The sequence below is a fragment of the Thauera humireducens genome (assembly GCF_001051995.2).
Lineage (GTDB): Bacteria > Pseudomonadota > Gammaproteobacteria > Burkholderiales > Rhodocyclaceae > Thauera > Thauera humireducens.
In genome coordinates, this window is the sequence record NZ_CP014646.1 from 3,302,674 (window position 1) to 3,327,144 (window position 24,471).

General features: G+C 69.4%; 18 protein-coding genes. 13 read left to right on the top strand and 5 right to left on the bottom strand.

Features of this window, described 5'->3' with window-relative positions:
- Positions 1-4 precede the first annotated feature (4 nt).
- Positions 5-628 carry a TetR/AcrR family transcriptional regulator gene (locus tag AC731_RS15440; protein ID WP_004264180.1) on the bottom strand — a complete coding sequence of 208 codons (624 nt, stop codon included), beginning with the start codon at positions 626-628 and terminating at the stop codon, positions 5-7.
- 200 nt (positions 629-828) lie between these two features.
- Between AC731_RS15440 and AC731_RS15445 the strand changes: the two genes are divergently transcribed.
- Genes AC731_RS15445 through AC731_RS15460 form a run of 4 tightly spaced genes read left to right on the top strand, consistent with a single transcriptional unit; the run spans position 829 to position 7,754 of the window.
- On the top strand, positions 829-2,028 hold the full coding sequence (locus AC731_RS15445; RefSeq protein ID WP_048707336.1) for an efflux RND transporter periplasmic adaptor subunit: 1,200 nt from the start codon (positions 829-831) through the stop codon (positions 2,026-2,028).
- Between the two features lie 11 nt (positions 2,029-2,039).
- A complete protein-coding gene (locus AC731_RS15450) occupies positions 2,040-5,204 on the top strand; it encodes an efflux RND transporter permease subunit (protein WP_048707337.1) in 3,165 nt (1,054 codons plus the stop codon).
- 13 nt (positions 5,205-5,217) lie between these two features.
- Positions 5,218-6,636, top strand: coding sequence for an AdeC/AdeK/OprM family multidrug efflux complex outer membrane factor (adeC, locus tag AC731_RS15455; RefSeq protein ID WP_156480734.1), 1,419 nt, complete (start codon positions 5,218-5,220; stop codon positions 6,634-6,636).
- On the top strand, positions 6,633-7,754 hold the full coding sequence (locus AC731_RS15460; RefSeq protein WP_053085834.1) for a CobW family GTP-binding protein: 1,122 nt from the start codon (positions 6,633-6,635) through the stop codon (positions 7,752-7,754). The genes adeC and AC731_RS15460 overlap by 4 nt, the downstream gene beginning before the upstream one ends.
- 27 nt (positions 7,755-7,781) lie before the next feature.
- Here the strand turns inward: AC731_RS15460 and AC731_RS15465 are convergent, their stop codons facing one another.
- Both AC731_RS15465 and AC731_RS15470 read right to left on the bottom strand, forming a co-directional pair.
- Positions 7,782-8,258: a hypothetical protein gene (locus AC731_RS15465; protein WP_048707341.1), complete on the bottom strand. Its 477-nt coding sequence runs from the start codon at positions 8,256-8,258 to the stop codon at positions 7,782-7,784.
- Between the two features lie 49 nt (positions 8,259-8,307).
- Positions 8,308-8,784 carry a bacteriohemerythrin gene (locus AC731_RS15470; protein ID WP_004264202.1) on the bottom strand — a complete coding sequence of 159 codons (477 nt, stop codon included), beginning with the start codon at positions 8,782-8,784 and terminating at the stop codon, positions 8,308-8,310.
- A 259-nt stretch (positions 8,785-9,043) separates the two neighbouring features.
- Between AC731_RS15470 and AC731_RS15475 the strand changes: the two genes are divergently transcribed.
- The 4 genes from AC731_RS15475 to AC731_RS15490 all read left to right on the top strand — a co-directional run bounded on the left by AC731_RS15475 (position 9,044) and on the right by AC731_RS15490 (position 13,761).
- The gene (locus AC731_RS15475) at positions 9,044-10,468 is read left to right on the top strand and encodes a DUF2868 domain-containing protein (protein WP_048707343.1); all 1,425 of its coding nucleotides are present in this window, start codon (positions 9,044-9,046) and stop codon (positions 10,466-10,468) included.
- Positions 10,468-11,889 carry a GTPase/DUF3482 domain-containing protein gene (locus AC731_RS15480; protein ID WP_048707345.1) on the top strand — a complete coding sequence of 474 codons (1,422 nt, stop codon included), beginning with the start codon at positions 10,468-10,470 and terminating at the stop codon, positions 11,887-11,889. Before AC731_RS15475 ends, AC731_RS15480 begins: the two co-directional genes overlap by 1 nt.
- Positions 11,890-11,983: 94 nt before the next feature.
- Complete coding sequence (locus tag AC731_RS15485; protein WP_048707348.1) at positions 11,984-13,030, top strand: hypothetical protein; 1,047 nt, start codon at positions 11,984-11,986, stop codon at positions 13,028-13,030.
- 119 nt (positions 13,031-13,149) lie between these two features.
- Entirely contained in the window at positions 13,150-13,761 is a 612-nt protein-coding gene (locus AC731_RS15490) for a hypothetical protein (protein WP_004264211.1), read from the top strand.
- Between the two features lie 21 nt (positions 13,762-13,782).
- On the opposite strand, the gene AC731_RS15495 is transcribed toward AC731_RS15490, so the two are convergent.
- Together AC731_RS15495 and AC731_RS15500 are read right to left on the bottom strand one after the other, a co-directional pair.
- Positions 13,783-14,067 (bottom strand): type II toxin-antitoxin system HicA family toxin, encoded by a 285-nt coding sequence (locus tag AC731_RS15495; RefSeq protein ID WP_004264213.1) that lies wholly within the window; start codon positions 14,065-14,067, stop codon positions 13,783-13,785.
- 57 nt (positions 14,068-14,124) lie between these two features.
- Positions 14,125-15,786, bottom strand: a complete 1,662-nt coding sequence (locus AC731_RS15500; protein WP_048707350.1) for an ATP-binding domain-containing protein — start codon at positions 15,784-15,786, stop codon at positions 14,125-14,127.
- Positions 15,787-15,915: 129 nt separating this feature from the next.
- Between AC731_RS15500 and AC731_RS15505 the strand changes: the two genes are divergently transcribed.
- From AC731_RS15505 to recC, 5 genes are all read left to right on the top strand, one after another.
- Positions 15,916-16,536, top strand: a complete 621-nt coding sequence (locus AC731_RS15505; protein WP_048707353.1) for a MarC family protein — start codon at positions 15,916-15,918, stop codon at positions 16,534-16,536.
- Between the two features lie 116 nt (positions 16,537-16,652).
- Entirely contained in the window at positions 16,653-18,719 is a 2,067-nt protein-coding gene (locus tag AC731_RS15510; RefSeq protein WP_237266543.1) for a TonB-dependent receptor plug domain-containing protein, read from the top strand.
- Positions 18,720-18,727: 8 nt separating this feature from the next.
- Positions 18,728-19,654 carry an ABC transporter substrate-binding protein gene (locus AC731_RS15515; protein WP_048707355.1) on the top strand — a complete coding sequence of 309 codons (927 nt, stop codon included), beginning with the start codon at positions 18,728-18,730 and terminating at the stop codon, positions 19,652-19,654.
- Complete coding sequence (locus tag AC731_RS15520; RefSeq protein ID WP_048707357.1) at positions 19,651-20,967, top strand: sensor domain-containing diguanylate cyclase; 1,317 nt, start codon at positions 19,651-19,653, stop codon at positions 20,965-20,967. The genes AC731_RS15515 and AC731_RS15520 overlap by 4 nt, the downstream gene beginning before the upstream one ends.
- 106 nt (positions 20,968-21,073) lie before the next feature.
- Positions 21,074-24,466: an exodeoxyribonuclease V subunit gamma gene (gene recC / locus AC731_RS15525; protein WP_048707359.1), complete on the top strand. Its 3,393-nt coding sequence runs from the start codon at positions 21,074-21,076 to the stop codon at positions 24,464-24,466.
- Positions 24,467-24,471 lie beyond the last annotated feature (5 nt).

Genomic DNA, 24,471 nt, shown 5'->3' on the forward strand with positions numbered 1-24,471 from the left:
ACCGTTAGCCGCCCGGCTGGTCCAGCAGGTCGTTGATCGCGATCTGGATGCGCCGGGCGACGCGCTGCCGATCGAGGTCGGGATTGCGGATCGAACGCAGCAGCAGGCCTTCGAACAGGCAGGCCAGCACTTCTCCCATGTCGGCAACGGCCTCGGGCGAATCCTCGTGACCCGCGACGCGGCGGATGGCGCGGATGGTGACCGCAAGCTCGCGCCGACAGGCGGCATCGGCGTCGCGCACGATCTGGGCGACGCGCGGATTGCGTGCGGCTTCGGCCACGATCTCGAGCTTGAGTGCCGCGCTGTCCGTGTCGAGCTGGTCGGCAACGCCTTCGGCGGCGCGCTCGATCAGGGCTTCGCGCACGTTGCAGGCGGCGCGTAGCTCGGCGGTCAGGGTGAGCAGGCTCTCGAGATCCTGCGCGACGATGGCCGCAATGATCGCTTCCTTGTTTTCGAAGTAGTGATAGATGTGGCCTGGGCTCATCCCCGCCGCGATCGAGATCTTGGCAATGCTTGCAGCATGGAATCCGTGGTCGCGGAAACACTGCGCCGCAGCAATCAGGATCTGCTGGCGGCGGGCGGCGGCGCGTGAGGCGTCGGTGCTGGAGGTCGTATCCGTGCGTTGCATGCGTGAGGTTCGCTTTTCGTGTCGTGCGCATGTGCCTGGGGTGGCAAGTGCGCCAGAATGCAGCGTCAATTTTCTTGCGATGCAGCAAAGGCTAACATAGAATGAGCGTTCATTCTAGAATAACCGTTCTAAAGGGCGGGGTTAAAGCGCAGGCCAAGAGCCTGGCGAAAATCCCCGTTCCCCGCGTTCACGAGGCTCCAATGAAGACCACGAACAATGCCTTCCTCAAGCCCGCCGTGGTGGCGGCGCTCAGCGCGCTGTTCCTTGCATCCTGCAGTGGCGGCAAGGAACAGGGGGGCGCACCGGCCCCTGGGGCCCCGCAGGCACCGGCCGTTACCGTGCAGACCGTCAAGGTCGAGGAACTGGCGATGGTGGCCGAGCTGCCCGGCCGCACCAGCCCCTACCTGATCGCCGAGCTGCGACCGCAGGTCACGGGCATCCTGACCCAGCGCGCCTTCACCGAGGGCAGCGAGGTCAAGGCGGGACAGGTCTTGTACCGCATCGATGCCGGGCCCTATCAGGCGGCTTTCGACAGCGCGAAGGCGAGCCTCGCCCGTGCCGAGGCCAACCTGCAGGTCGCGCGGCTGAAGGCCCTGCGCCATGCCGATCTGGTGAAGATCGAGGCGGTCAGCAAGCAGGCCAATGACGATGCCCAGGCCGTGCTCAAGCAGGCCGAGGCCGACCTCGCCGCCGCCCGGGCTGCGCTTGACAAGGCGAAGATCGACCTCGACTACACTCAGCTCAAGTCGCCGATCAGCGGGCGTATCGGTCGCTCGGCGGTGACTGCCGGGGCGCTCGTCACCGCGAACCAGGCGCAGTCTCTGGCGACGGTGCAGCAGCTCGACCCGATCTATGTCGACCTGACCCAGTCCAGTGCCGAACTGCTGCGCATGCGTCGCGAGATCGAGGCGGGGCGGCTCACGGCGAGTGCGAAGGGTGACGTGGCGGTCAAGCTGCTGCTCGAGGACGGCAGCGAGTACTCCGCCGAAGGCAGGCTCGCGCTGTCGGAGGTCACGGTGGACGAAGGCACGGGCAGCGTGACCTTGCGTGCCCAGTTCCCGAATGCCAAGGGCGTGCTTCTGCCAGGCATGTACGTGCGTGCTCGCTTGCCGCAGGGCACGCGCAGCGAGGCGATCCGGGTGCCCCACAGGGCGTTGTCGCGCGATACGCGCGGCAATGCGCAGGTGATGGTGGTGAACGCGGAGAACAAGGTCGAGGCGCGTCCGGTCCAGGTGGCGCAGTCGCTCGGTTCGAACTGGGTGGTCACCGGTGGCCTGGCGGCCGGGGAGCGCATCATCGTTGATGGCCTGCAGAAGGTCCGCCCCGGCGCGCCCGTGCAGGCGCAGGAAGCGGCTGCCGAGCGCGAGGCCGGCGCTTCCGCCGCCGTCGCGCCGAAGTGAGGTAGCGCACCATGGCCCGCTTCTTCATCGACCGACCCATCTTCGCCTGGGTCATCGCCATCGTCGTCATGCTCGCCGGCGCGCTGTCCATCCAGCAGCTGCCGGTGTCCCAATATCCGTCAATCGCGCCGCCGGCCGTCGTCATCAATGCCCGCTACCCGGGCGCCTCCGCCAAGGCGGTGGAAGACTCGGTGACCCAGATCATCGAGCAGAAGATGACCGGTCTCGACGGCCTGCTGTACATGAAGTCCACCAGCGACTCGTACGGCTCTGCCGCGGTCACGCTGACGTTTTCTGCTGATACCGACCCCGACATCGCCCAGGTCCAGGTGCAGAACAAGATGCAGACTGCGCTGCCGCTGCTGCCGCAGGCGGTGCAGCAGCAGGGCGTGACGGTTGCCAAGTCCGCTGCGAACTTCCTGATGGTGGTCGGCTTCGTGTCCACCGACGACCGCCTGGAGGGGGACGACCTGTCCGACTTCCTGGTGGCGTCGATCCAGGATCCGCTGTCGCGCGTGGATGGCGTCGGCGAGGTCCAGGTGTTCGGCGCGCAGTACGCCATGCGGATCTGGCTCGATCCGGCCAAGCTCACCAACTTCCATCTCACTCCGGGGGACGTGCGTGCCGCGCTGCTGGCGCAGAATGCCGAGGTATCGGCCGGCCAGCTCGGCGGCACGCCGGCCGTGCCCGGCCAGGGGTTCTCGGCGACCATCACGGCGCAGAGCCGTCTGCAGACGGTCGAGCAGTTCGAGGACGTCCTGCTGCGCAGCAACACACAGGGGGGCGAGGTACGCCTGAAGGATGTCGCACGCGTCGAGATCGGTGCCGAGAACTATGGCTTTTCGGCGCGCTTCAACGGCAAGCCGGCTTCCGGGATTGGTATCCGCCTGGCTTCGGGCGCCAACGCGCTCGAGACAGCGGATGCGGTGCGCGCGCGTCTCGACGAGCTGCGTCCGTACTTCCCGGCCGGCGTTGACTACGTGGTGCCCTACGACACGACACCGTTCGTGAAGATCTCGATCGAGTCGGTGGTGATGACCCTGATCGAGGCGGTGGTGCTGGTCTTCCTGGTGATGTACCTGTTCCTGCAGAACCTGCGTGCCACCCTGATCCCGACCATGGCGATTCCGGTGGTCCTGCTCGGCACCTTCGGCCTGATGGCCGCCTTCGGTTTCTCGATCAACACGCTCACCATGTTCGGCATGGTGCTGGCGATCGGTCTGCTGGTGGATGATGCCATTGTCGTGGTCGAGAACGTCGAGCGCGTGATGAGCGAGGAAGGGCTGCCGCCCAAGGAGGCCACCCGACGTTCGATGGACCAGATCACCAGCGCGCTGGTCGGCATCGGCTTGGTCCTGTCGGCGGTGTTCGTGCCGATGGCCTTCTTCGGTGGCTCGACCGGCGTGATCTATCGCCAGTTCTCGATCACCATCGTGTCGGCGATGGCGCTGTCGGTGCTGGTGGCGATCGTATTCACTCCGGCCCTGTGCGCGACCATCCTGAAGCCGGTGGAGAAGGGCCACGAGCATGGCGAAGGCGGCCTGTTCGGCAGGTTCTTCCACTGGTTCAACCTCAAGTTCGACCGCAGCACCAAGGGCTACGAGACGGCTGTCGGTGGCATCCTCAAGCGCAGCGTGCGCTTCCTCGCCATCTACGTCGCCATCGTCGCGGTGCTCGGCCTGCTCTTCGTGCGCATGCCGACCTCCTTCTTGCCCGAGGAAGACCAGGGCGTGATCTTCAACCAGATCATGCTGCCGGCTGGCGCCACCAAGGAGCGCACGCTCGGTGTCATCGAGAAGGTGGAACAGCACTTCCTCGAGAACGAGAAGGACACGGTCAAGGCAGTGTTCACCGTCGCCGGCTTCAGCTTTGGCGGCACTGGCCAGAACATGGGCATTGCCTTCGTGAACATGCGCCACTGGGACGAACGCCAGGCGCCAGGCATGGACGTGAAGTCCGTCGCCGCCCGCGCGATGGGCGCCTACCAGCAGATCCGCGAGGCGATGGTGTTTGCCTTCGTGCCACCGGCGGTGATCGAGCTCGGCACCTCGGGCGGCTTCACCGTGCAGATGCAGGACCGCTCCGGCCTCGGCCACGATGCCTTGCTCGCCGCGCGCAACCAGTTCCTCGGCATGGCGGCGCAGGACAAACGCCTGGTCGGCGTGCGGCCAAATGGTCAGGAGGACACGCCCGAGCTCAAGCTCGACATCGACCACGCCAAGGCTGGTGCGCTGGGCGTGTCGATCGCCGACATCAACGAGACCCTGTCCACCGCCTGGGGGGGCAGCTACATCAACGACTTCCTCGACCGCGGCCGCATCAAGAAGGTGTATCTGCAGGGCGACGCCCCCGCACGCATGACGCCCGAGGACCTCGACAAATGGTACGTGCGCAACAAGGCCGGTGACATGGTGCCGTTCTCGGCCTTCGCCACCTCGTACTGGGCCTTCGGCTCGCCGCGCCTGGAGCGCTTCAACGGCCAGCCGTCGATGGAGATCCTCGGTCAGGCTGCACCGGGCTTGTCGTCGGGCGAGGCGATGCAGGCCGTGGAGGACATCATGGGCAGGATGCCGCCGGGCATCGGCTACGACTGGTCCGGTACTTCGTACGAGGAACGCCGCTCCGGCTCGCAGGCGCCGGCGCTCTACGCCCTGTCCCTGCTGGTGGTCTTCCTGTGCCTGGCGGCACTGTATGAGAGCTGGTCGGTGCCCTTCGCGGTGATGCTGGTGGTGCCGCTCGGCGTGCTCGGTGCGCTGCTTGCCGCCACTGGTCGCGGCATGTCCAACGACATCTACTTCCAGGTCGGCCTGCTCGCCACCATCGGCCTGTCGTCGAAGAACGCGATCCTGATCGTGGAGTTCGCCAAGGCGCAGATGGAGGAGGGCAAGGACCTGATCGCTGCCACGCTGACGGCGGTGCGCATGCGACTGCGCCCGATCATCATGACTTCGCTCGCATTCGGTTTCGGTGTGCTGCCGCTGGCGACGGCCACCGGCGCCGGTGCCGGCAGTCAGAACGCGATCGGCACCGGCGTGCTGGGCGGCACCATCGCCGCCACCCTGCTCGGCCTCTTCTTCGTGCCGCTGTTCTACGTCGTGATCAAGCGCATCTTCCCGGACAAGCCGCGCGAGGGTGCGGATGCTGTGTCCGTTCCGGCCGCTCAGGAGGGCCGCTGACATGAGAGTTCCGATGACTCCGCTTTCGGTTCGCGTTCGCAGCCTCGTGGTGGCGCTGTCCGCCGCCACGCTCGGTGCGTGCTCGATGATCCCCGCGTATGAGCGGCCGGCCGCGCCGGTACCCGCCAGCTTCCCGCAGGCGGCCCCGGCCGAGGCTTCGGCCGCCACGCAGCAGGCCGAGGCCATCGCCTGGCGTGACTACTTCGCCGATGCCCGCCTGCGCGAGGTGATCGCCCTGGCGCTGCAGAACAACCGCGACCTGCGCGTCGCCGCGCTCAACATCGAGCGCGCGCGGGCGCAGTACGGCATCCAGCGTGCCGACCTGTTTCCGACCATCACCGCCGGCGGCGGGCAGAGCGCGCAGCGCGTGCCGGGCGACCTGAACAGCTCGGGCGAGTCTGTCGTCAGCCGTCAGTACAGCGCCAACCTCGGCTTCGCCGCCTACGAACTCGACTTCTTCGGCCGCGTCCGCAGCCTGGAGGAACAGGCGCTGCAGGTCTATCTCGGCACCGAGGAGGCACGCCGCAGCGCCCAGATCAGCCTGGTGGCCGAAGTCGCCAACGCCTGGCTGCGCCTGGCGGCCGACCGCGAGCGCCTCGCGCTGGCGCGCAGTACCTTTGAGACCCGGCAGAAGTCCTTCGAGCTGACGCAGCGCAGCTTCGACGCCGGCGCAGTTTCGGCGCTGGACCTGCGCCAGGCCGAGACCCTGCTGCAAACCGCGCGCGCCGATGCCGCCCGTTACGCCGCGCTGGTGGCGCAGGACGAGAACGCCCTGGCGTTGGTCGTCGGCGCGGGCGTGTCGGCGGAACTGCTGCCGCAGGGGCTCGATGCGGCGATCGCCAGCGTGGCCGTGCTGCCCGCCGGCGTGCCGTCCGAAGTGCTGACCCGCCGTCCCGACGTCGTCCAGGCCGAATATGCCTTGCGCGCGGCGAATGCCAGCATCGGCGCGGCGCGCGCGGCCTTCTTCCCGTCGATCACGCTCACCGCTACGGTTGGCACCGCTAGCGCCTCGCTCGACGGCCTGTTCGAGAGCGGATCGCGTGCGTGGAGCTTCATGCCGCAGATCCGCATCCCGATCTTCGAGGCTGGCCGCCTGCAGGCCAGCCTGGACGTGGCCGAGATCCAGCGCGACATCACTATCGCGCAGTACGAGAAGGCGATCCAGTCGGCCTTCCGCGAGGTCGCCGACGCGCTGGCCGATCGCGCCACGCTGGCCGAGCAGCTCGACGCGCGGCGCAAGCTGGTCGAGGCCACGCAGAAGAGCTTCGAGCTGTCCGAGGCGCGCTACAAGGGCGGGGTCGACAGCTACCTGAACCTGCTCGACGCGCAGCGCAGCCTCTATGCCGCCGAGCTCGAGCTGATCTCGGTCCGCCTGTCCGATGCCACCAACCGGGTTGCGCTATACAAGGCGCTGGGTGGAGGCTGGCAGTGAGCACCACACCCGCCGCCGAGGACCATCGCATCCCGGTGACGGTCCTCACCGGCTTCCTCGGCGCCGGCAAGACGACGCTGCTGAACCACCTGCTGCGCCAGCCCGAGATGGACGGCTGCGCGGTGCTGATCAACGAGTTCGGCGAGGTCGGGGTCGACCACCATTTGGTCGAGAAGGTGGACGAGACCCTCGTCGTGCTCGATTCGGGCTGCATCTGCTGCAGCGTGCAGGGCGATCTGGTGCGGGCGCTGAAGAGCCTTTTCATGCGCGCATTGCGACGCGAGCTGAAGGGCCTGAAGCGCGTGCTGATCGAGACGACCGGGCTCGCCGATCCGGCGCCGGTGATCCACACGCTGATGTCCGATCCCTTCCTCGGCGAGCGTTATCGCATCGACGGCGTGGTGACGGCGGTCGATGTCACGCATGCCGTGGATCAGCTCGCCACGCACGCCGAGGCCGTGCGACAGGTGGCGATGGCGGATCGCCTGCTGCTGACCAAGTGCGATCTGGCCGACGAGGCCGGGCGCGGGGCGCTGGCGGAACGGCTGGCGGCGCTGAATCCGGGTGCGCGCCAGATCGAGGTGGCGCAGGGCGTTGTGGCGCCGCATGCGCTGTTCGAGTGCGGGCTGTACGACGCGGCCGGCAAGCACCCGGACGTCGCCGCCTGGCTGGGCGAGGAAGCCGCGCGTGCCGCCCGCCAGCGCGCAGTGCGCGCGGCGCCGGTGTGGCGCAAGGCTGGGGCGCAGGCGGCGGTGCCCACGCACGACGCTGGCCCGCCGCGGCACGATGCGGGCGTCCGCAGCTTCGTGCTGACTTTCGATCAGCCCTTGTCGTGGTACGAGTTCTCGGATGGACTGGGCTTGTTGCTGCAGGTCTACGGCGCACGCATCCTGCGCCTCAAAGGGCTGCTCAATGTCGTGGGTGACCCGCTGCCGCGGGTGCTGCAGTGCGTGCAGCACAGCCTGTATCCGACGACCAGCCTGCCGGCCTGGCCCGGCACGCCGCCCTACGATGACCGCCGCAGCCGGCTCGTCTTCATCGTGCGCGACCTGTCCGAGGACGAAGTCGTCGCCATTCTGGGCAGCTTCACCGGCCAGCAGCCGCTGCGCGCCGACTGACGACCGCCGCGCCGCGCGCGCGGCCGCTCATTCGCAGGCGGCGCGGCATTCGCCGCTGGTGCAGTCTTCCACTTCGATCTTGCACGCGGCCTTGGTGCGATGCACCAGGCGGTGGTCGTTGTCGTAGTCGCACATCAGCCGTGTCAGGCTGCCCTTGCGTTCGACATGCATGCGCTTCGCGGGCGATGCGCGGATCGCGTCCGGGGCCATGTTGCACGACAGGTAGCCGTCGAAGCGGCCGTCGGCCGATTCCCACCGCGCTGTGTTTTTGACTTCGCGATAGTTCTCGAAGGTGGCGCAGGTCATGACGTCACGGCCGTATAGCCGGGCGTTGTCGCTGCAGAACCCCAGGTAGGTGTAGCGCAACTCCTCGTCTGTCGGGCACGCGGCGACCTGCGTTGCCGCAGACAGATCGGGGCAGCCCAAGGACTCGGCGCTGGCGGGAGCGCTCACGAGCAGGGCACCGAGCACGAGGGCAAGCAGGGAAGCAGTCGTAATCTTCATGGGGCCGGTTGCGGAGGGAAGTTGAAGGTGTCCTGCGAACCGGCCTTTTTTACCAGAACTTCCACCACCACTTGCGCTTTTTCATGGCGCTCTCGACGTGGTCGGACCATTGGGTCTCGCCGCCGTGGGCCATGAAGTGCACGCCGAAGCGCTTGTCGGCCTCGTTGATGTGCCGCATCAGCCAGACCTTGAGGAAGTGCAGCAGTTCGAAGGTGATCGCGGCCTGGCCGTTGTCGAGCTTCTCCTGCAGCGCCTGGACCTGGCCGATCAGATCCTCGTGGTTCTGCTTGTGCATCTCGAAGTCGGGATAGTTCGACACCCGCATCAGGCTTTCCTCGACGGCGAAGTGCGTGCGCGTGTAGTCGGCAAGCTTGTCGAGGATCTTGCGCGAGGTTTCCGAGCCATGATGCTCCTGGATCGCCGTGTGCAACTGGTTGAGCAGGTCGACGAGTTCCTTGTGCTGCTCGTCGATCTCCTGGATGCCGACACCGAATTCGTCGGTCCAGTGGAACAGTTCGGTTGTCATGGACGTCTCCGCAAATCAACAATGCCCGCAGGCTAGCCCGCACAGGCCGCCCTGGTTTGATCCTTGTCAAAGCCGGCGCTTTTTCGGCTGCTCTTGAGGGGCAAAACGGCGTCGTGCGAGGAATATGTCACGGTCGTGGCGCGGTGCCCGCGTGCGTTGCGCCGCAGGGCGGTCACGTGGTCGATGGCGTGGTCGGCAGCGCTGCGGATTGGCGGCGAGGTTGTTATCCTGTCATGGACTCACACGCCACCGACTCCTCTTGCTCCCATCCCGCTCGCTTACTCCCTTCGAATCCCGCTGGCTCGCCGAGGTGGTGCGCCGGCATGAGGAACGGCATGGGCCGCTGGACGACAGGGCTCAATGCCTCGCCGCGCGCGCGGCAGCGGCGGATCTCGAAACCCGTATCCTGCATCGGGCCGATGCGATCGGCGTGCGCGAAGGCTGGCGCGACGCCATCCTGCACTGGCACGGCCGTGCGCGGCTGGTGCTCGCGGTGGCGGCGGTGCTCGCACTGGTGTTCGGTTTCGGCGCGGCCGCCGGCGTGCTGGGGGACGGCAGCCGGCCGGTCAATGTGGTGTGGACGCTGGGCGGGCTGCTCGGCGTCAATCTCTTCAGCCTGCTGCTGTGGCTGGTGGCGACCGCGCTGCCCGTACGCGGCGGCATGTCCCTGCGGGGCGGTGCGTTGGGCGGGGTATGGCTGCGCGTGGTGGCGGTGCTGGATCGTTCGCCTGTCGCGGCCGCCGTGCTGCAGGCGCTCGTCGGTCTCACGGCTCGCACGCGTATCGCCCAATGGGGGCTGGGCTGCATCACGCATGCGCTATGGGCGCTGGCGCTGGCAGGGGCGGTGGCCGGCGTGCTCGCGCTGCTGGCCACGCGGCGCTATGGCTTCGTGTGGGAGACGACGATCCTGCCCGGCGAGCTTTTCGTCGGACTGACGACGGCGCTCGGCGCCTTGCCGTCCCTGGCCGGCTTCCCGGTGCCCGATCCGGCGACGATCGTTGCCAGTGGGGACGCCCCGATGCTGGACGAGGCGGGCCGGCGTGCGTGGGCCGGCTGGCTGATCGGTGCGCTACTGGCGTATGGGCTGTTGCCCCGGCTGCTGCTGGCCCTGGCCTGTGGCGGACTGTGGCTTGCGGCGCTGCGCCGGCTGAGGCTGGATCTGGCGCGGCCCGGCTATGCGCGGCTGCGGGCGGTGCTGATGCCGGACAGCGAACGCATCGGTGTGAGCGATCCCGAGCCTGCGATCATGCCGCGCCCGCTGCGCCATGCCGCTCATGCCGGCGCCAGCGGTACCGCCGCGCTGGTGGCGCTGGAGCTGGGGTCGGATGTGGCCTGGCCGCCGGCGCAGTTGCCCGCCACGCTGGATGCAGGACGCCTGGACAGCCGCGAACAGCGCCGCGCCGCGCTGAGCCGCTTTGCCGCCGACGCGCCGGGCCGCCTGCTCGTGGCGATTGATCCGCGCCGCACGCCCGACCGCGGCACGCTCGGGCTCATTGCCGAACTGGCCGAGCACGCCGCGGACACGCGCGTCTGGGCGCTTGGTGGCGATACCGCCCGTCTCGCGCTGTGGCGTGAGGGGCTCGCCCGGCTCGGTTTCGCGCCCGAGGCGCTGATCCTCGACGCTGCCGCGGCGCAGTGCTGGCTCGGCGGGCATGATGCGAGCGCAACGGAGGAGGCGAGGTGATGAGCGGCATCCTGCGCGTGGCCGTCGTCGGCCATACCAACACCGGCAAGACTTCGCTGCTGCGTACCCTGGCGCGCGACGTGGACTTCGGCGAGGTGTCGGATGCGGCGGGGACGACGCGCCACGTCGAGGGCCTGCGCCTGATGGCTGACGGCCGGCCGGCGGTCGAACTGTTCGACACGCCGGGCATGGAGGATGCGATCGCGCTGCTCGAGTTCGTCGATGCCCTGGCTGCCCCGGGCGAGCGGCTCGACGGTCCGGCGCGCATCGAACGCTTCCTCGCCACGCCCGATGCACACGGCCGCTTCGAGCAGGAGGCCAAGGTGCTGCGCCAGATGCTCGCCAGCGATGCAGCGTTGTACGTGGTCGATGCGCGCGACCCGGTGCTGCCCAAGCATCGCGACGAACTCGGTTTGCTGGCGGGCTGCGCGCGGCCCTTGCTGCCGGTGCTCAACTTCGTGGCCTCGCCCGAGGCGCGCGCGACCGACTGGCGCACAGCGCTGGCGCGGCTCAACCTGCATGCGGTGGTCAGCTTCGACACCGTGGCGCCCGCGCTCGACGGCGAGCGTGAGCTGTTCGAGACGCTGGCCACGCTGATGCACGACCACCGCCCGGCACTGCAGCGGCTGATGGACGCCCGTGTGCGCGAGGCCGAAGAGCGCCGCCGGGCGGCGCGGCAGCTGGTTGCGGCGCTGCTGCTCGAACTGGCTGCCTGCCGCGACCGTGTCGGCGACGCCTCCGACGCCGCACTGGCTGCGGCCGTCGCGCGCCTGCGCGATGCGGTGCGCCAGCGCGAGCAGGCCTGCGTCGATGCCTTGCTCCGCCTTTACCGTTTCCGCCCCGGCGACGCGCGCGCGAGCGAACTGCCGCTTACCGACGGGCGCTGGGACGACGACCTGTTCAATCCCGAGACCCTGCGCCAGATGGGCATCCGCCTGTCCACCGGCGTGGCCGCGGGCGCGGCGGCCGGAGTCGGCATCGACCTGATGACCGGTGGCCTCACGCTCGGCGCGGCCGCTGCGCTCGGCGCGGTGGCAGGCGGACTGTGGCAGACCTTTGGGCACTACGGCGAGCGCATCGCCGCCCGCCTGCGCGGCCACCGCGAACTGACGGTGGACGACGCCATCCTGCGTCTTGTGGCGCTGCGTCAGCACCAGCTGCTCGGCGCGCTCGAGGGGCGCGGCCATGCGGCGCTCGCGCCGATCGAGCTGAAGGGCGAGGCGGCGGTGGGCGACGATGTGTTCGACGAGGTCGCCGAAGCCTGGCGGGACGGGCCACTGCCTTATGCGCTGGAAAGGGCGCGTGCCCATCCCGAGTGGGCGCCGGGTGGTGGAGGCATGGCGCGTGACCGGGGGGGCGAAGGCGAGGGCGACGATGCGCGCGAGACCGCACTCGCCGAGCTGGCCGAGCGCTTGCGTTGAGCGCGGTGCCGCGCGGATTCGTCGTGCCGCGCTCAAGTCTTTGATCCGCCGGCCGTTAATACCCCAGCGTCGTTCTGCGCCTGAGGTGCCTGCTGTGAAAATCGCGTCATTCAATTTCGAGTTGCAATCGTCCCGCCAGTTCAGCCAGTCCTTCGAGACGAGCGAGCGGCTTGAGGTGTGGCGTGGCGATGCCGCCCTGTCCGAGGTCCGCCAGGACGGCGTGAACATCTCCGCCGCCGGCCGCGCCGCCCAGCTTGCGGATGCGGCCACTGCCGATACCCGGGCGGCGGATTCGGCCAGCCTGGACGATGCGGCCGAGCACGATCCGAAGCTGTCGATGCTGATCCGCATGATCGAGTTTCTCACCGGCAAGCCGGTGCAACGCTTCAGCGCGCGCGACCTGGAGCGCCTGCAGGCAGCCGACGCCGAGCTGTCGCCGGGTGGCGGCGGCCGTGCCGCGGGCGGTCAGGGCGTCGGCTTCGGCATGGCCTACGACTTCAGCGCCACCTACGCCGAGGCAGAGACCACCTCGTTCGCGGCCTCCGGGGTGGTGCGCACCGCGGACGGCGCGGAGATCCGCTTCGAACTGGGCTTCACGATGTCGCGCAGCTACAGCGAGTCGGTGTCGGCCAGCCTGCGCGTGGGCGAACCGCGCGTGAAGGACCCGCTGGTGCTCGATTTCGGCGGACCCGCGTCGGCCCTGTCCGACCTGCGCTTCGACTTCGATCTCGACGGCGACGGCACCAGGGAGAAGTTGCCGATGGTGGGGGGCACGGGCTTCCTCGCCTTCGACCGCAACGCCAACGGGCGCATCGACGACGGGCGAGAGCTCTTCGGTCCGGCGAGCGGCGACGGTTTTGCCGAACTCGCCGCGCTCGACGACGATGGCAATGGCTGGATCGACGAATCCGACGCGGCGTGGTCGCAACTGCGCGTCTGGCAGCCCGACGCCGAAGGTCGCGGCCGGGTGCAGACGCTGAAGGAGGCGGGCGTGGGCGCCTTCTACCTTGGCCGTGTCGACACGCCGTTCAGCCTGCGCAACGCCGCCAATGAAACGCTGGGCGAGATGCGGGCGAGCAGCATTTACCTGCGCGAGGACGGCCGCGCCGGCACCGTAAGCCAGATCGACCTCGCGGTCTGAGCACCCCGCCAGCGCGGCATGTGCCGCCGACCGCCGGCGGACCTGAGCCGTATCAAGGCGGGGGGCGGCAGGCTGAGGACAATGCAGGCTTCGTCCTCAATTGTGCCCGGAGCGTGCCTGTGAAATTCCCCGCCTTCTTCGACCAGGTTCCCACGCTGCGCGTGCGCGATGCGCTGGCGGCCTTTCTCGGCGCGGCCGATGATGGCCTGCTGGAGTACGGCTATGCCGACGCGGTCAAGCTCGCCGGTCATTCGTGCCCCACGGTCGCGTCCGCCTACGTGCTCGGCTGCCGCGCGCTGACCGCGCTGTATCCGGACAGCCTGCCCGAGCGCGGGGGCGTTCGCCTCGCCTTCGCCAGCCGCCTGGAGGAGGGGGTCACCGGGGTGACCGCCAGCGTACTCACCTTGCTCACCGGCGCTGCCCAGGACGGCGGCTTCAAGGGGATCGGCGGTCGGTTCGCGCGGCGCGGGCTGCAGGATTTCGGCCACGAACTGCCGTTGTCGGTCCGCGTCACCCGCACCGACACCGGCGCGGCGGTCGACGTCGCGTCCGACCTGTCGCACGTGCCGGCCCACCCGGACACCATGCTGCTGCTCGGCCGCTGCGTGCGCGGCGAAGCCGACGAGGCCGAGCGCCAACGCTTTGCCGCGCTGTGGCAGGACCGCGTTGCCCGCGTGCTGCTGCAGCACTGGGACGACGATGCCGTCTTCAGCGTGCGCGCCGCGGACTGAGCGACGCGCACTCGCGAGTCGCTACTCGCCGCGCGCCTGCTCGTCGTACAGCGAAGGCGTCACGCCCGCGCCGGCGAGGAACTCGCGCAACTGCTTGACCGCCTGCTTCGGAAAATCGCCGCCGTGGTGCGGATGGTGCAGGAAGAACTCGTGGCGGTTCAGCACCACCCGAAAGCGCGCGCCGTGGGCGGATTCGACGGTCGCGCCCAGATGGGTCAACAACGATTCGACCTCGCGCCAGTGCAGGTTGCCGCTGGGCGGCTCATGAAAGATCGCCTGCAGGATGCTGCGGTGCTTGTGGCTCATGCTGGCCTCCGTCTGAGGGCTGCGGTGTCCTCATCTTAGTCCCGCGCAGCCGGCGCATCACCCCGGCGCGAGGTGGGCAGCCGCCCGTTCCGACGCCACCAGGATCAGCTTCATCGTCGCCCGCGTCGCGCCGACGAAAAGCTTGCGCATGATCAGTTCGTCCATGGCCCCGTTCGTTGTCTCAAAGTCGATCTCGGTGAAGATGATGCAGGGCGCCGACTGGCCCTTGAAGCGATAGACCGAGTCGATCAGCAATTCGCCCTGCGAATGCTCGGGTTCGCCGAGCAGATCGTAGCGGCCGGTGAAGGCGCGCAGGCGGTGCGGGCCGAGGTGCTCCAGCGGGGTGAAGCGCGAGTGCTCGCGGCCGCGGAAGGTGAGCAGCACGATCATCTCGCGCCGGAAGCCCAGGCCCAGCGCGCGCGTGATGGCGCGCTTGGTCGCGTCCAGCAGGCTGGCGTCGTCGTGCCAGGCCAGCACCTCGGGCTCGCTGTCGGTTACCGGGCTGCCGGCGCGGATCGGAGCGGGCAGGGGCAGGCGGGCATTGAGCAGGGCGAGGACGTCGGCCGGCGTGCGGTAGTTGGTGTCGGCGGTGAGCCGCACCCAGCCGGGCAGCGCGACGGCGGGACGGTCGTACAGGTTCTGCAGCGGGTCTTCCAGCCACCACGCGCGGCCGCCGGGCTTGAGCAGGGCAAGCAGCGCGTCGCACCAGGGCTCCATGAAGTCCTGGCCTTCATCGATGATCAGCTCGTCGAACTGCCAGGCCGGCTCCGGTTGCGTCGTAACCAGCGCGGCGAAATCGGCCTCCATGCGGCGGAAGGCTCCCGGCGCGCCGAAGCGGGGCGGCCGGCCAGCATCGCGCAGGCGGCGGTCGCACAGCTGGTGGAAGGTGGCGACCTCGCCGCCAGCGGGGGCGATACGGGCGAAGTGGTCGGCCAGCGGACGGTTGTAGCAGACGTACAGCGGCCGGCGACCGGCGGTGAGCGCGTCGGTGTAGGCGGCCAGCGCGAGCTGGGTCTTGCCGCTGCCGGCGGTGGCGACGACGCGCAGGCGGTGCGGTGTCATGTCGATGCGGCGCGCCCATTCGGTCAGGCCGCCCGACAGCCGCGTGGTGAGGTCGTCGGCCTGGCCGGCATGGGCCTGCACGTCGGGCACCAGCTCCAGCACGTCGGCGAAGAAGCGGTGCAGCGCCTGCAGCCGGGCGGGCTCCGGTGGCGGGGCGCCGTCGTGGTGGGTCAGGCCTTGCACGGTGGCGAAGAAGGCCTCGCGCCGGCTCGCGTCGACGATGCGGGCCGGGTCAAGGCCGGCGCTGCCGGGCTGGCGCACCGTGTAGTCGGGGCAGTAGAGCAGGATCTCGAGTTGCGGTTCGGCCCCGTCGAGCAGCGGACGCAGCCGGGCGCGCAAGGCGTCGGCGCTGCGCGCAAGTTCGTGGCTGACAAGCTGGGGGCGACGACGACCGGGGCGCATCAGCCCCTGCGCGGTCTCGTCGAGGAAGCCAGCGTGTTGTTCGATCAGCAGCACGCGGCCGGTCGGGCCCATGACGACGAAGGCAATGTCGCCGAACACCAGGTGCGCGCCTTCGGCGCGTGTCCAGTGCAGGCCGTGGTAGATGGTCCAGTCGCGCGGCAACGTCGCGGCAAGCTGCTCGAGGGTGGCCCTCTCGCGACCACGGGCGCCGGTGGCGGGGAGCTGCTGCCAGCCTTCGGGGTGCGTGCGGGCCATGGCGCCTTCGGTCCTGGAAGCCCCGGAACACGGGGCGGGTTACTGAGTGCCGCAAGTTTAACAAGCTTGCGCTATCCTCCACGCCCAGCACCGGCCGCGCATCGGCGGCGTGCACCGGAGCCGGAATCCATGGAAACGCTGAAGGTCTTCATCACCCTGCTGGCCCTGATCAACCCCTTCGGCGCGATCCCGATGTTCCTCAGCCTGACGGCGGGCCAGTCGGCGCACGAGCGGCGGAGCACGATCAACACGGCGGCGATCGCCACCGCCATCGTCATCGGCGTGGCGGCACTGTTCGGCCAGGGACTGCTCGGGGTGTTCGGCATCTCGATTCCCTCGCTGCAGGTGGGCGGTGGCATCCTGCTGTTCATCCTTGCGCTGAACATGTTCAATGCCGAGCCGGGACGCATCCGCTCCACGCCCGAGGAGCAGCACGAGGCGGCCGAGCGCTCCAGCATCGCGGTGGTGCCCCTGACCATTCCGCTGCTGACCGGCCCCGGAACGGTCAGCACGGTGATCATCCATTCCGAGCGTGTCGAGCATTGGTGGGACATGCTGGCCTTGCTGGTGATCGGTGCGATGATTGGCGCGGTCGTCTGGGTGTGCTTCCGCATGGCCGGGCGCATCAGCCGCTTCGCCGGTCAGACGGGGCTGAACATCATGACCCGCCTGATGGGTCTGGTGCTGGCCGCGCTGGCAGTGGAGTTCGTCGCCGACGGCGTGCGTGCGCTGGCGGCCAGCGGTACCTGATGGTCGCGTCCCAGTGTGAGGATTGTCGCGCCCGGCCGTGTGCCGGGGTGGACGCCGCGGGCAGGCGCCTGCAAAGTTGCGACGCTGGAAAAAATCTTGTACCGAATGGAGTTAACGTGCCTGTCCGCAGTCCCTTTCGCTTTGCCACCCTGGGTATCAGCGCGCTCGCTGTGTCTGCCGCCATGCCCGGCGCGCTGGCGGCGGATGCGTTTTTCGACGACATCCCGATCGTGCTCACTGCCTCGCGCATGGCGCAGTCGCCGGTGGATGCGCCGGTTGCGGTGACGATCATCGACCGCGAGATGATCAATGCCTCGGGCTTCACCGAGATCCACGACCTGATGCGGCTGGTGCCCGGGTTCCTGGTCGCAGACTGGGCGGAGGGGTCACCCACGGTGGCCAACCACGGCCTCGGCGACGCGTACGACCGTCGCATCAAGGTCATGATCGACGGGCGCACCGTCAACAGCCCGCTGTGGGGCAATACCAACTGGCAGGACCTGCCCCTGCGCGTGGATGATCTGGAGCGGGTCGAGGTGGTGCGGGGGCCGAATGGCGCCGCGTATGGCGTGAATGCCTTCCAGGCGGTGATCAACCTCATCACGCGCTCACCCTCGACCGAAAGCGGGGCGCGGGTGATATCCCGCCTGGGCAAGGATGGCTTCTACGACCACGGTTTCCGGGCCAACGGCAGTGCCGAGTCCCCGATCGACTGGCGCCTGTCGGGTTCGCATCGGCGTGCGGACAACTTCCGCAATTACCTCGACGACGGCGGCGACGTGAATCCGCGCGAGACCATTGCCCGCTCCGTGCTCAACTTCAGTGCGACTGCGCAGTTGTCGACGCGTGACGAATTGGGGCTCATGCTGGGACTCAGTGACGGGACGAGCGATCGCGGCATTCCCGGCGACCTCGAGGAGCCGCTGCGCGAGGACGATGCACGCTCGAACTTCCTGCATCTGAGCTGGCGCCGGAGCTTCGCCGTCGATTCCGAGCTGACGGTCCAGTACTACCATCAGGACGAACGGATGCGCGCGTCCTGGCTCAATACCCGCTACCCGCCGCTGGTGATTCCGCTCGACATGAACAGCGACGTTCGCCGTGACGACCTCGAGGTGCAGTACAGCGCGACGCTGTCGCCGGCGTGGCGCTTCATGGTGGGGGCAGGCGTGCGGCGCGAGGCGGCGCGTGCGCAGTCGATGTTCAACACTCGTGGCACGCTCAGCGGCACCAGCAGCCAGCTCTTCGGCAGCGTCGTGTGGTCGCCGGTCGAGCGCCTGAAGCTCGACCTCGGTGGCACGCTCGAGAACCATCATTACAGCGGCTCGCTGTTTTCGCCGCGATTCGCGCTCAATTACGCGCTCACGCCCGAGTCGGCGCTGCGCCTGTCGGGCGGGGTGTCGTACCGGACGCCGTCCCTGGTCGAGTCCTATGCCGAGCAGGTGGTGCGCATCGGCTCGCAGATCAAGCAGCTCTTCCTGCGGGCCGGCGACGATGTTCAGCCCGAGCGCGTGAAGCACATCGAGATCGGCTATGCGGCGATCTTCCGCGAGATCGGCGTGGGGCTCGACGTGCGGGCCTTCCACAAGCGCTATACGGATTACATCGACGACCAGCGCTGCTTCTATCCGCGGCAACCGTGGGAGCGGCCGCTGCCCAGCGGCGAGCGCTTGTGTCCTCCCGCGCCATCGGGTTACGCGCCGTTCGAATACGATCTGAGAGAGCGGCGTGGGCCCCGCTCCTTCCTGATCCAGAACGCCGGCAGCTTCACGATGACGGGGGGCGAGTTCAGCGTTGACTGGCACCGGTCGGGTTGGGGACGGGTCGTGCTGTCGCAGGCGGTGATCGACATCGATGCCGGGCGCGACATCCTCGATCCGGACTTCGAGACCAGCGCGCCGACCTCGATCACCTCGCTGTTGCTGGTCAAGGAGCTGCCCGATCGCTGGCGCGCGAGCCTTGGCTACTACCGGCACGCGGTCATGAACTGGCTCAACGATGGCGACAGGGTGCCCGAGCAGGATCGCTTCGACCTCAAGCTGGCTCGCAGCTTCGGTGCACCCGGTTCGGGCAGCGAGGTGGCGATCGTCGCGCAGAGTCTCGGCGGGCGTTACGTGGATTTCCACGAAGGGCGCTATCGCCATGAGCCCCGGCTGTTCGCAAGCCTCAACCTGAGCTGGTAAGCCCGCCGATGCATCGAGGGTGGGGGCTCCGCGTTCGCATCTGGCTGCTGGCCGGGTTGCTGCTCGGCCTTGCCGCACCCGTCCGCGCCGCGCTGGACGTCGCCGTTGTCGTATCGCAGCGGGACGGGCCGCATGCCGCTTTCGCGCAGGCGTTCATTCGCGCCGCGGCGGGTCTGGGCCATCGCGTATTCGATGCCGGGTCGCCGGCCGAGGGGCTCGACGACGTGGCGCTTGCCCGCGCCGACCTCGTCGTGACGAGCGGCGATGCGGCCCTCGCCGCCGCGCTGCGTCTGCATGCGCGCCCGACGCTGGCCGTGATGATCGGCCAGTCGCGCTTCGAGAGCCTGCGCCAGGCACACCCGGAGCGGCCCTTGTCGGCATTCGTGCTTGATCAGCCCCTGGAGCGCCAGTTCCGCCTGCTGAAGGCGGTGCAGCCCGACGCTCGGCGCGCGGGGCTCCTGCTCGGTCCGGAACGGGGGGACCTGGCCGCCTTCGAACAGGCGGCGACACGGGCGGGCCTCGGCCTGGTCGCCCAGGTGGTTGGCGATGAAGGCGCGTTGATCCGTGCGCTGGAGACGGTGCTGCGCGACAGCGACAGCTTCGTCGCGGTACCGGACGCCCTGTTGTCGACCCCCTCCGCGGCACGCTCCATCCTGCTGACCAGCTACCGCTTCCAGAAGCCGATCGTCGCGTTCTCGCGCGCCTACGTCAGCGCGGGGGCGCTGGCGGCCATCTTCACTACACCGGAACAGGTCGCCGCCGACCTGATCGCGTGGCTGCGCACGCAGAAGGACGACGATGTCCAGCTGCCGCCGCCGCGCGGACCGGCCTCCTTCGATATCGCCGTCAACCGTCAGGTTGCCCGTGCGCTCGGCTTGAGCGTGGCGGACGACGCTGAACTGCTGCGCCTCATCGCTACGGGTGACCAGCCATGAATCCTGCAAGATTGCCCTTGCGCCAGCGCCTGCTGCTGACTGTCCTGCTGCCTGTGACCTTGCTTGTGGTCGCAATGGCAGGACTGTTCCTGCAGCGCGGCGAGCGCATGACCCAGGACGCGATCATCGAGCGCGGTGTCGCCATCGTCAGTTTCTTCGCGCCGGCCGCGGAGTATGGCGTGATTTCCGGCAATGCAGGCATCCTCGATGGCCTGCTGCAAGCCTTGGTCGCGCAGCCCGACGTCGCCGCGGTGGCGCTCTACGAACGCGGCGGCGAACTCATCGCCTCCCACGGCGAGGCGCGACTGCTCGATCCGGCGCGCGTCAAGGCGGTGCGCCAGCCCTCCCGGCTCGAGCAGCGCGACGGTCGCAAGGGCTTCGCCGCGCCGGTCATCTCGGTGCCGCTGGTGGTCGACGAGATCGGGGGGCAGGAGACGGCTGGAGTGCCGCTGCCGGTCGGCTGGGTGTACGTGGAACTCGACACGAGCGAACTCGACGCCGAGTGGCAGGCGACGATGCTGAGCACCCTCGGCCTCGCCTTCGTGACCCTGGTGTTTGCCGCACTGCTTGCCACGCGGCTTGCCAACCAGGTCGGGCATCCGGTGGCGCGCCTGGTCGATGCCGTGCGGCACATGGCGGCGGGCGATCTGGACGTGCAGGTGCCCGACCAGGCCGCCAGCGAGGAGTTGCGCGAACTGCAGCAGGGCTTCAACTCGATGGCACGCGCCATTGGCAGCGCCCACAAGCTGATGCAGGCGAAGATCGACGAAGCGACTGCGCGCCTCGCCCATCAGGCGCTGCATGACCCGCTGACGGCCTTGCCCAACCGCCGCGCCTTCGAGCAGGCGCTCGAAGAAATGGTCGTCGCCTCGCGCCGTGCGGACGATCGTGGCGCGCTGTGCTTCATCGACCTCGACCGTTTCAAGGTGGTCAACGATACCGCTGGCCATGCCGCCGGCGACGCGCTGCTGCGCAAGGTCGCGGACCTGATCCGCCAGCGCCTGCGCGCCGAGGACATCGTGTGCCGCATCGGTGGCGACGAGTTCGCCATGATCCTGCGCGGCTGCACGAGCGCGGATGCCTACCGCATCGCCAACGGCCTGTGCGAGGCGGTGCACGAACTGCGCTTCGTGTGGGAGGGCAGCGAATTCCGCATCGGCGCCAGCATCGGCTTCGCCATCATCGACGGCACGATGGAGAGCGTTGCCGAGGTGCTGCATGCGGCCGACCATGCCTGCTACGTCGTCAAGCGCCAGGGGCGGGGCCGCGTCATGGAGTACCAGCCCGAACTGCCGGCGTCGTCCGCGGGCTAGGCGGACGCGTGCCGGGCCGCGCCGGGCGCTGCCCGTATAATCGGGGCCCGACCCGACAGCCCGCCGCCGGTGCCGCGTCCCCCATGCGCAGCCCGGCGGCCCGATCATGTTCCATCTAAGTTTCTCGAACCGCTTCGAAATCCTGCTCGACGCCCTGCTCGAAGGCCTTGCGGCGGAGCAGCCGGGGCCGTTCGGCCAGCGCCAGGTGGTGATTCCGAGCAGCGCGCTGCGGCGCAAGGCGGAGTTGGCCGTCGCCGACCGCGAAGGTGTCTGCGCCAACCTGCGCTTCGACTATCTCGCGCAATGGCTGTGGCAGCAGATCGGCCGCGTCGTGCCGGTGCCCGAGCGCTCGCCCTTTTCGCCAGCCCTGCTCGCGTGGCGGGTGTATGTCCTGCTCGATCCGGCCGACGCGCGCGGTGCATGGGTGGCGGCGCATCCGCGGCTGGGGCGCTACCTCGAGGGGGCCGATGCACGCATGCGCCTCGAGCTGGCGACCCGCATCGCCCGCGTGTTCGACCATTACCTGACCTACCGGCCGCGCTGGCTTGAGCAGTGGGCCGGCGGGCAGGGCTCGGTGCTGGAGGGGGGCGCCAGCGCGCTCGAGCGCGAGGACGAGGCCTGGCAGGCGGAACTGTGGCGTCGCATCCGCGAGGGCCTGGCGCTGCGCCAGGAACATCCGGCCCAGGCCTTCCTGCGCCGCGTCACCGCGATGTCGCGCGACGAGCTTGCCGCGGTCGGCTTGCCGGCCTCGGTGCATGTGTTCGGCCTGCCGGCGCTGCCGCCGCTCTACCTCGACATGCTGCGCGAACTGTCGCGCGTGGTGGAGGTGCGCCTGTACGTGCTCAACCCCTGCCGCGAATTCTGGTTCGACATCGTCGATGCCCGCCGCCTGTCGTGGCTGGCGGTGCAGCAGAAGGACATGTTCTTCGAGACCGGCAACAGCCTGCTCGCGGCCTGGGGCAAGCAGACGCGCGCCCACATCGGCCTGCTGTTCGAGGGCGAGCACGCGGTGGAGGAGGACGCGGCCTTCGCACCCCATCCCGGCCGCCACCTGCTGGCCCAGCTGCAGAACGCGATCCTCGACCTGCAGGAGCTGGCGCCGGCCAGCGTGCGACTGGCGGCCAGCGACCGCAGCATCGAAGTGCATGTCTGCCACTCGCGCACGCGTGAGCTGGAGGTGCTGCACGACCGGCTGCTCGGGCTGTTCAGGACGCATGCGAACACGCCCGAGGCGCTGCGCCCGTCCGACGTCGTGGTGCTGATGCCCGACCTCGAAGGCGCCGCGCCGCTGATCGAGGCGGTGTTCGGCACCGCGCCTCCGGCGCGCCGCATCCCGTGGCGCATCACCGGCCTGGGCGGCACGCGCGAGAACCCGGTGGCGAAGGTGCTGGACCAGGCGCTGCAGCTGGCGGCGGGACGTTTCCCCGCGAGCCGCGTTTTCGACCTGCTGCAGCAGGCGCCGGTGGCGGCGCGCTTCGGGCTGGACGAGAGCGGGCTCGAGACGGTCCACGACTGGATGCAGGCGGCCGGCGTGCGCTGGGGGCTGGGCGGCCAGGAGGGCGAAGGCGCGCCGACCGCGCAGCATTCGCTGGACGAAGGCCTGCATCGCCTGTTCCTCGCCTGGGCGGCGGGCGGGGCCGCCCAGCAGGCGAGCTTCGCCGGCCGCATTGGCGCCGCGGCGCCCGAGGGGCAGGCAGCGCTCGCACTCGGCGCCTTCTGGCGCTACGCCGAGACCCTGCGCTGGCTGCGCGACGCGCTCCGGCAGCCGCGCACGGGGGGCGCCTGGCGCGAGCTGCTCAACGCCGCGCTCGACCGTCTCGTCGGCGACAGCGCGATGTATGCCGATGACCTGCGCGAAGTGCGGGCCGCCCTTGCCGCGCTGGCCGACAACCTTGCCGCGGCCGAGGTCGATGCCGCGCTGCCGTTCGAGGTGATCCACCCGGCGCTGGTCGCGCTGCTCGACGATCCCGCGCGCGGCGGCGTGCCCGGGGGAACGGTCACCTTTTCGGCGCTGTCGGCGCTGCGCGGCCTGCCCTACCGCATCGTGTGCCTGATCGGCATGGATCAGGGCGCCTTCCCCGGCAGCGACCGGCCGGCCGAGTTCGACCTGATGGCCGCCCGGCCGCAGGCCGGCGATCGCCAGCGCCGGCTCGACGACCGCAACCTGTTCCTCGATCTCGTGCTGTCGGCGCGCGAAGTGCTGCACTTGTCCTACGTCGGTCGCAGCGTGCGCGATGGTTCGGCCTTGCCGCCGTCCGTGCTGGTCGACGAGCTGCTCGACGCGCTCGCCGCAGCCTGTGCCGAGATGCCGGACGAGCCCGATGCCCTGCAGGCCGCGCGCAAGCGTCTGCTGGTGGAACATCCCCTGCAGCCCTTCGCGGCGGACTACTTCATCACCCGCGAGCGCGGCGACCCACGCCTGACGAGCTTCAACGAGGATTACGCCGAGGCGCTTGCCAGCCGTCTGCGCGCCGCGCCCCTGAGCGATGCGGGCATTGAGGTCCTGGATCGTGACGAAGAAGGCGAGGATGGCGCGCCGTCTGGCGGGCCGGATGAGGCGCCACCGTTCTTCGCGTCGCCGCTGCCGCCGCCCGATGCCGGCTGGCGGACGGTCGAGCTGTTCCAGCTCGTGCGCTTCTTCGCCAACCCCTGCCGCTACCTGCTGCGTGAGCGCGTCGGGCTGGACCTGCCCGACGCGGAGGAGGAACTCGACGACGTCGAGCCGATGCTGCCCGACTGGCCGGCCCGGCAGGCTCTGGCGCAGCGCCTGCTGCCGGTGCTGCTCGACGCGCCGCAGGCGGCGGGCGGCGATCCCGAGCCCGCCGCGCTTACCGGACTGGCGCGCGCCGGCGGCGAATATCCGGCCGGCACGCTGGGCGAACTGGCACTGGCGCGCGAGCTCGCCCACCTGCGCGCCTTCGCCGTGCGCCAGCGGGCGCTGGCGGCGGGCGAGCCCCTGCCGCCGCACGTGGCGCGAACCGAGGGCGTGCTGCAAGGCGAAGACTGGTCGCTGGTCGCGGCATTCACCGACCTGCGCCCGCACGGCCTGCTGCGTGCGCGTTACGACGACACGCGGCCGGCGGACTACCTCGGCGCCTGGATCGCGCACCTCGCGCTGTGTGCCGATCCGCCCGCTGGTGTGGCCTGCGAGACGCATGGCCTGTCGCGCGACGGCGAGTTCCGTTTCCATGCCGTGCCTGCCGCGCAGGCCCGCGAGGCCTTGCTGGCGCTGCTCGCGCTGTACCGCCAGGGTGTGTCGCAGCCGCTGCATTTCTTCCCGAAGTCGGCCTGGGCCTACATGCGCAACGGCGAGGACCCGGCCAAGGCCATGGGCAAATGGACGGGCGGCAATCACCCCGAGTTCGGCGAAGCCCGCGATCCGGCCTATCGTCTCGCCCTGCGCGGCGAGGCCGGCCTGCCCGACGAGCGCTTCTTCGCGCTTGCGCGGGACGTGCTGCGCCCCCTGCTCGACCACCTCGACGACCCGCGCCTGCACTGATCCGA

Coding starts and splice junctions, on each gene's coding strand:
- AC731_RS15495 (WP_004264213.1), bottom strand. CDS start 14,067: ATGAGCCACAAGCACCGCAGCATCCTGCAGGCGATCTTTCATGAGCCG.
- AC731_RS15505 (WP_048707353.1), top strand. CDS start 15,916: ATGGAAACGCTGAAGGTCTTCATCACCCTGCTGGCCCTGATCAACCCC.
- AC731_RS15480 (WP_048707345.1), top strand. CDS start 10,468: ATGAGCGGCATCCTGCGCGTGGCCGTCGTCGGCCATACCAACACCGGC.
- AC731_RS15440 (WP_004264180.1), bottom strand. CDS start 628: ATGCAACGCACGGATACGACCTCCAGCACCGACGCCTCACGCGCCGCC.
- adeC (WP_156480734.1), top strand. CDS start 5,218: ATGACTCCGCTTTCGGTTCGCGTTCGCAGCCTCGTGGTGGCGCTGTCC.
- AC731_RS15470 (WP_004264202.1), bottom strand. CDS start 8,784: ATGACAACCGAACTGTTCCACTGGACCGACGAATTCGGTGTCGGCATC.
- recC (WP_048707359.1), top strand. CDS start 21,074: ATGTTCCATCTAAGTTTCTCGAACCGCTTCGAAATCCTGCTCGACGCC.
- AC731_RS15515 (WP_048707355.1), top strand. CDS start 18,728: ATGCATCGAGGGTGGGGGCTCCGCGTTCGCATCTGGCTGCTGGCCGGG.
- AC731_RS15450 (WP_048707337.1), top strand. CDS start 2,040: ATGGCCCGCTTCTTCATCGACCGACCCATCTTCGCCTGGGTCATCGCC.
- AC731_RS15465 (WP_048707341.1), bottom strand. CDS start 8,258: ATGAAGATTACGACTGCTTCCCTGCTTGCCCTCGTGCTCGGTGCCCTG.
- AC731_RS15500 (WP_048707350.1), bottom strand. CDS start 15,786: ATGGCCCGCACGCACCCCGAAGGCTGGCAGCAGCTCCCCGCCACCGGC.
- AC731_RS15520 (WP_048707357.1), top strand. CDS start 19,651: ATGAATCCTGCAAGATTGCCCTTGCGCCAGCGCCTGCTGCTGACTGTC.
- AC731_RS15445 (WP_048707336.1), top strand. CDS start 829: ATGAAGACCACGAACAATGCCTTCCTCAAGCCCGCCGTGGTGGCGGCG.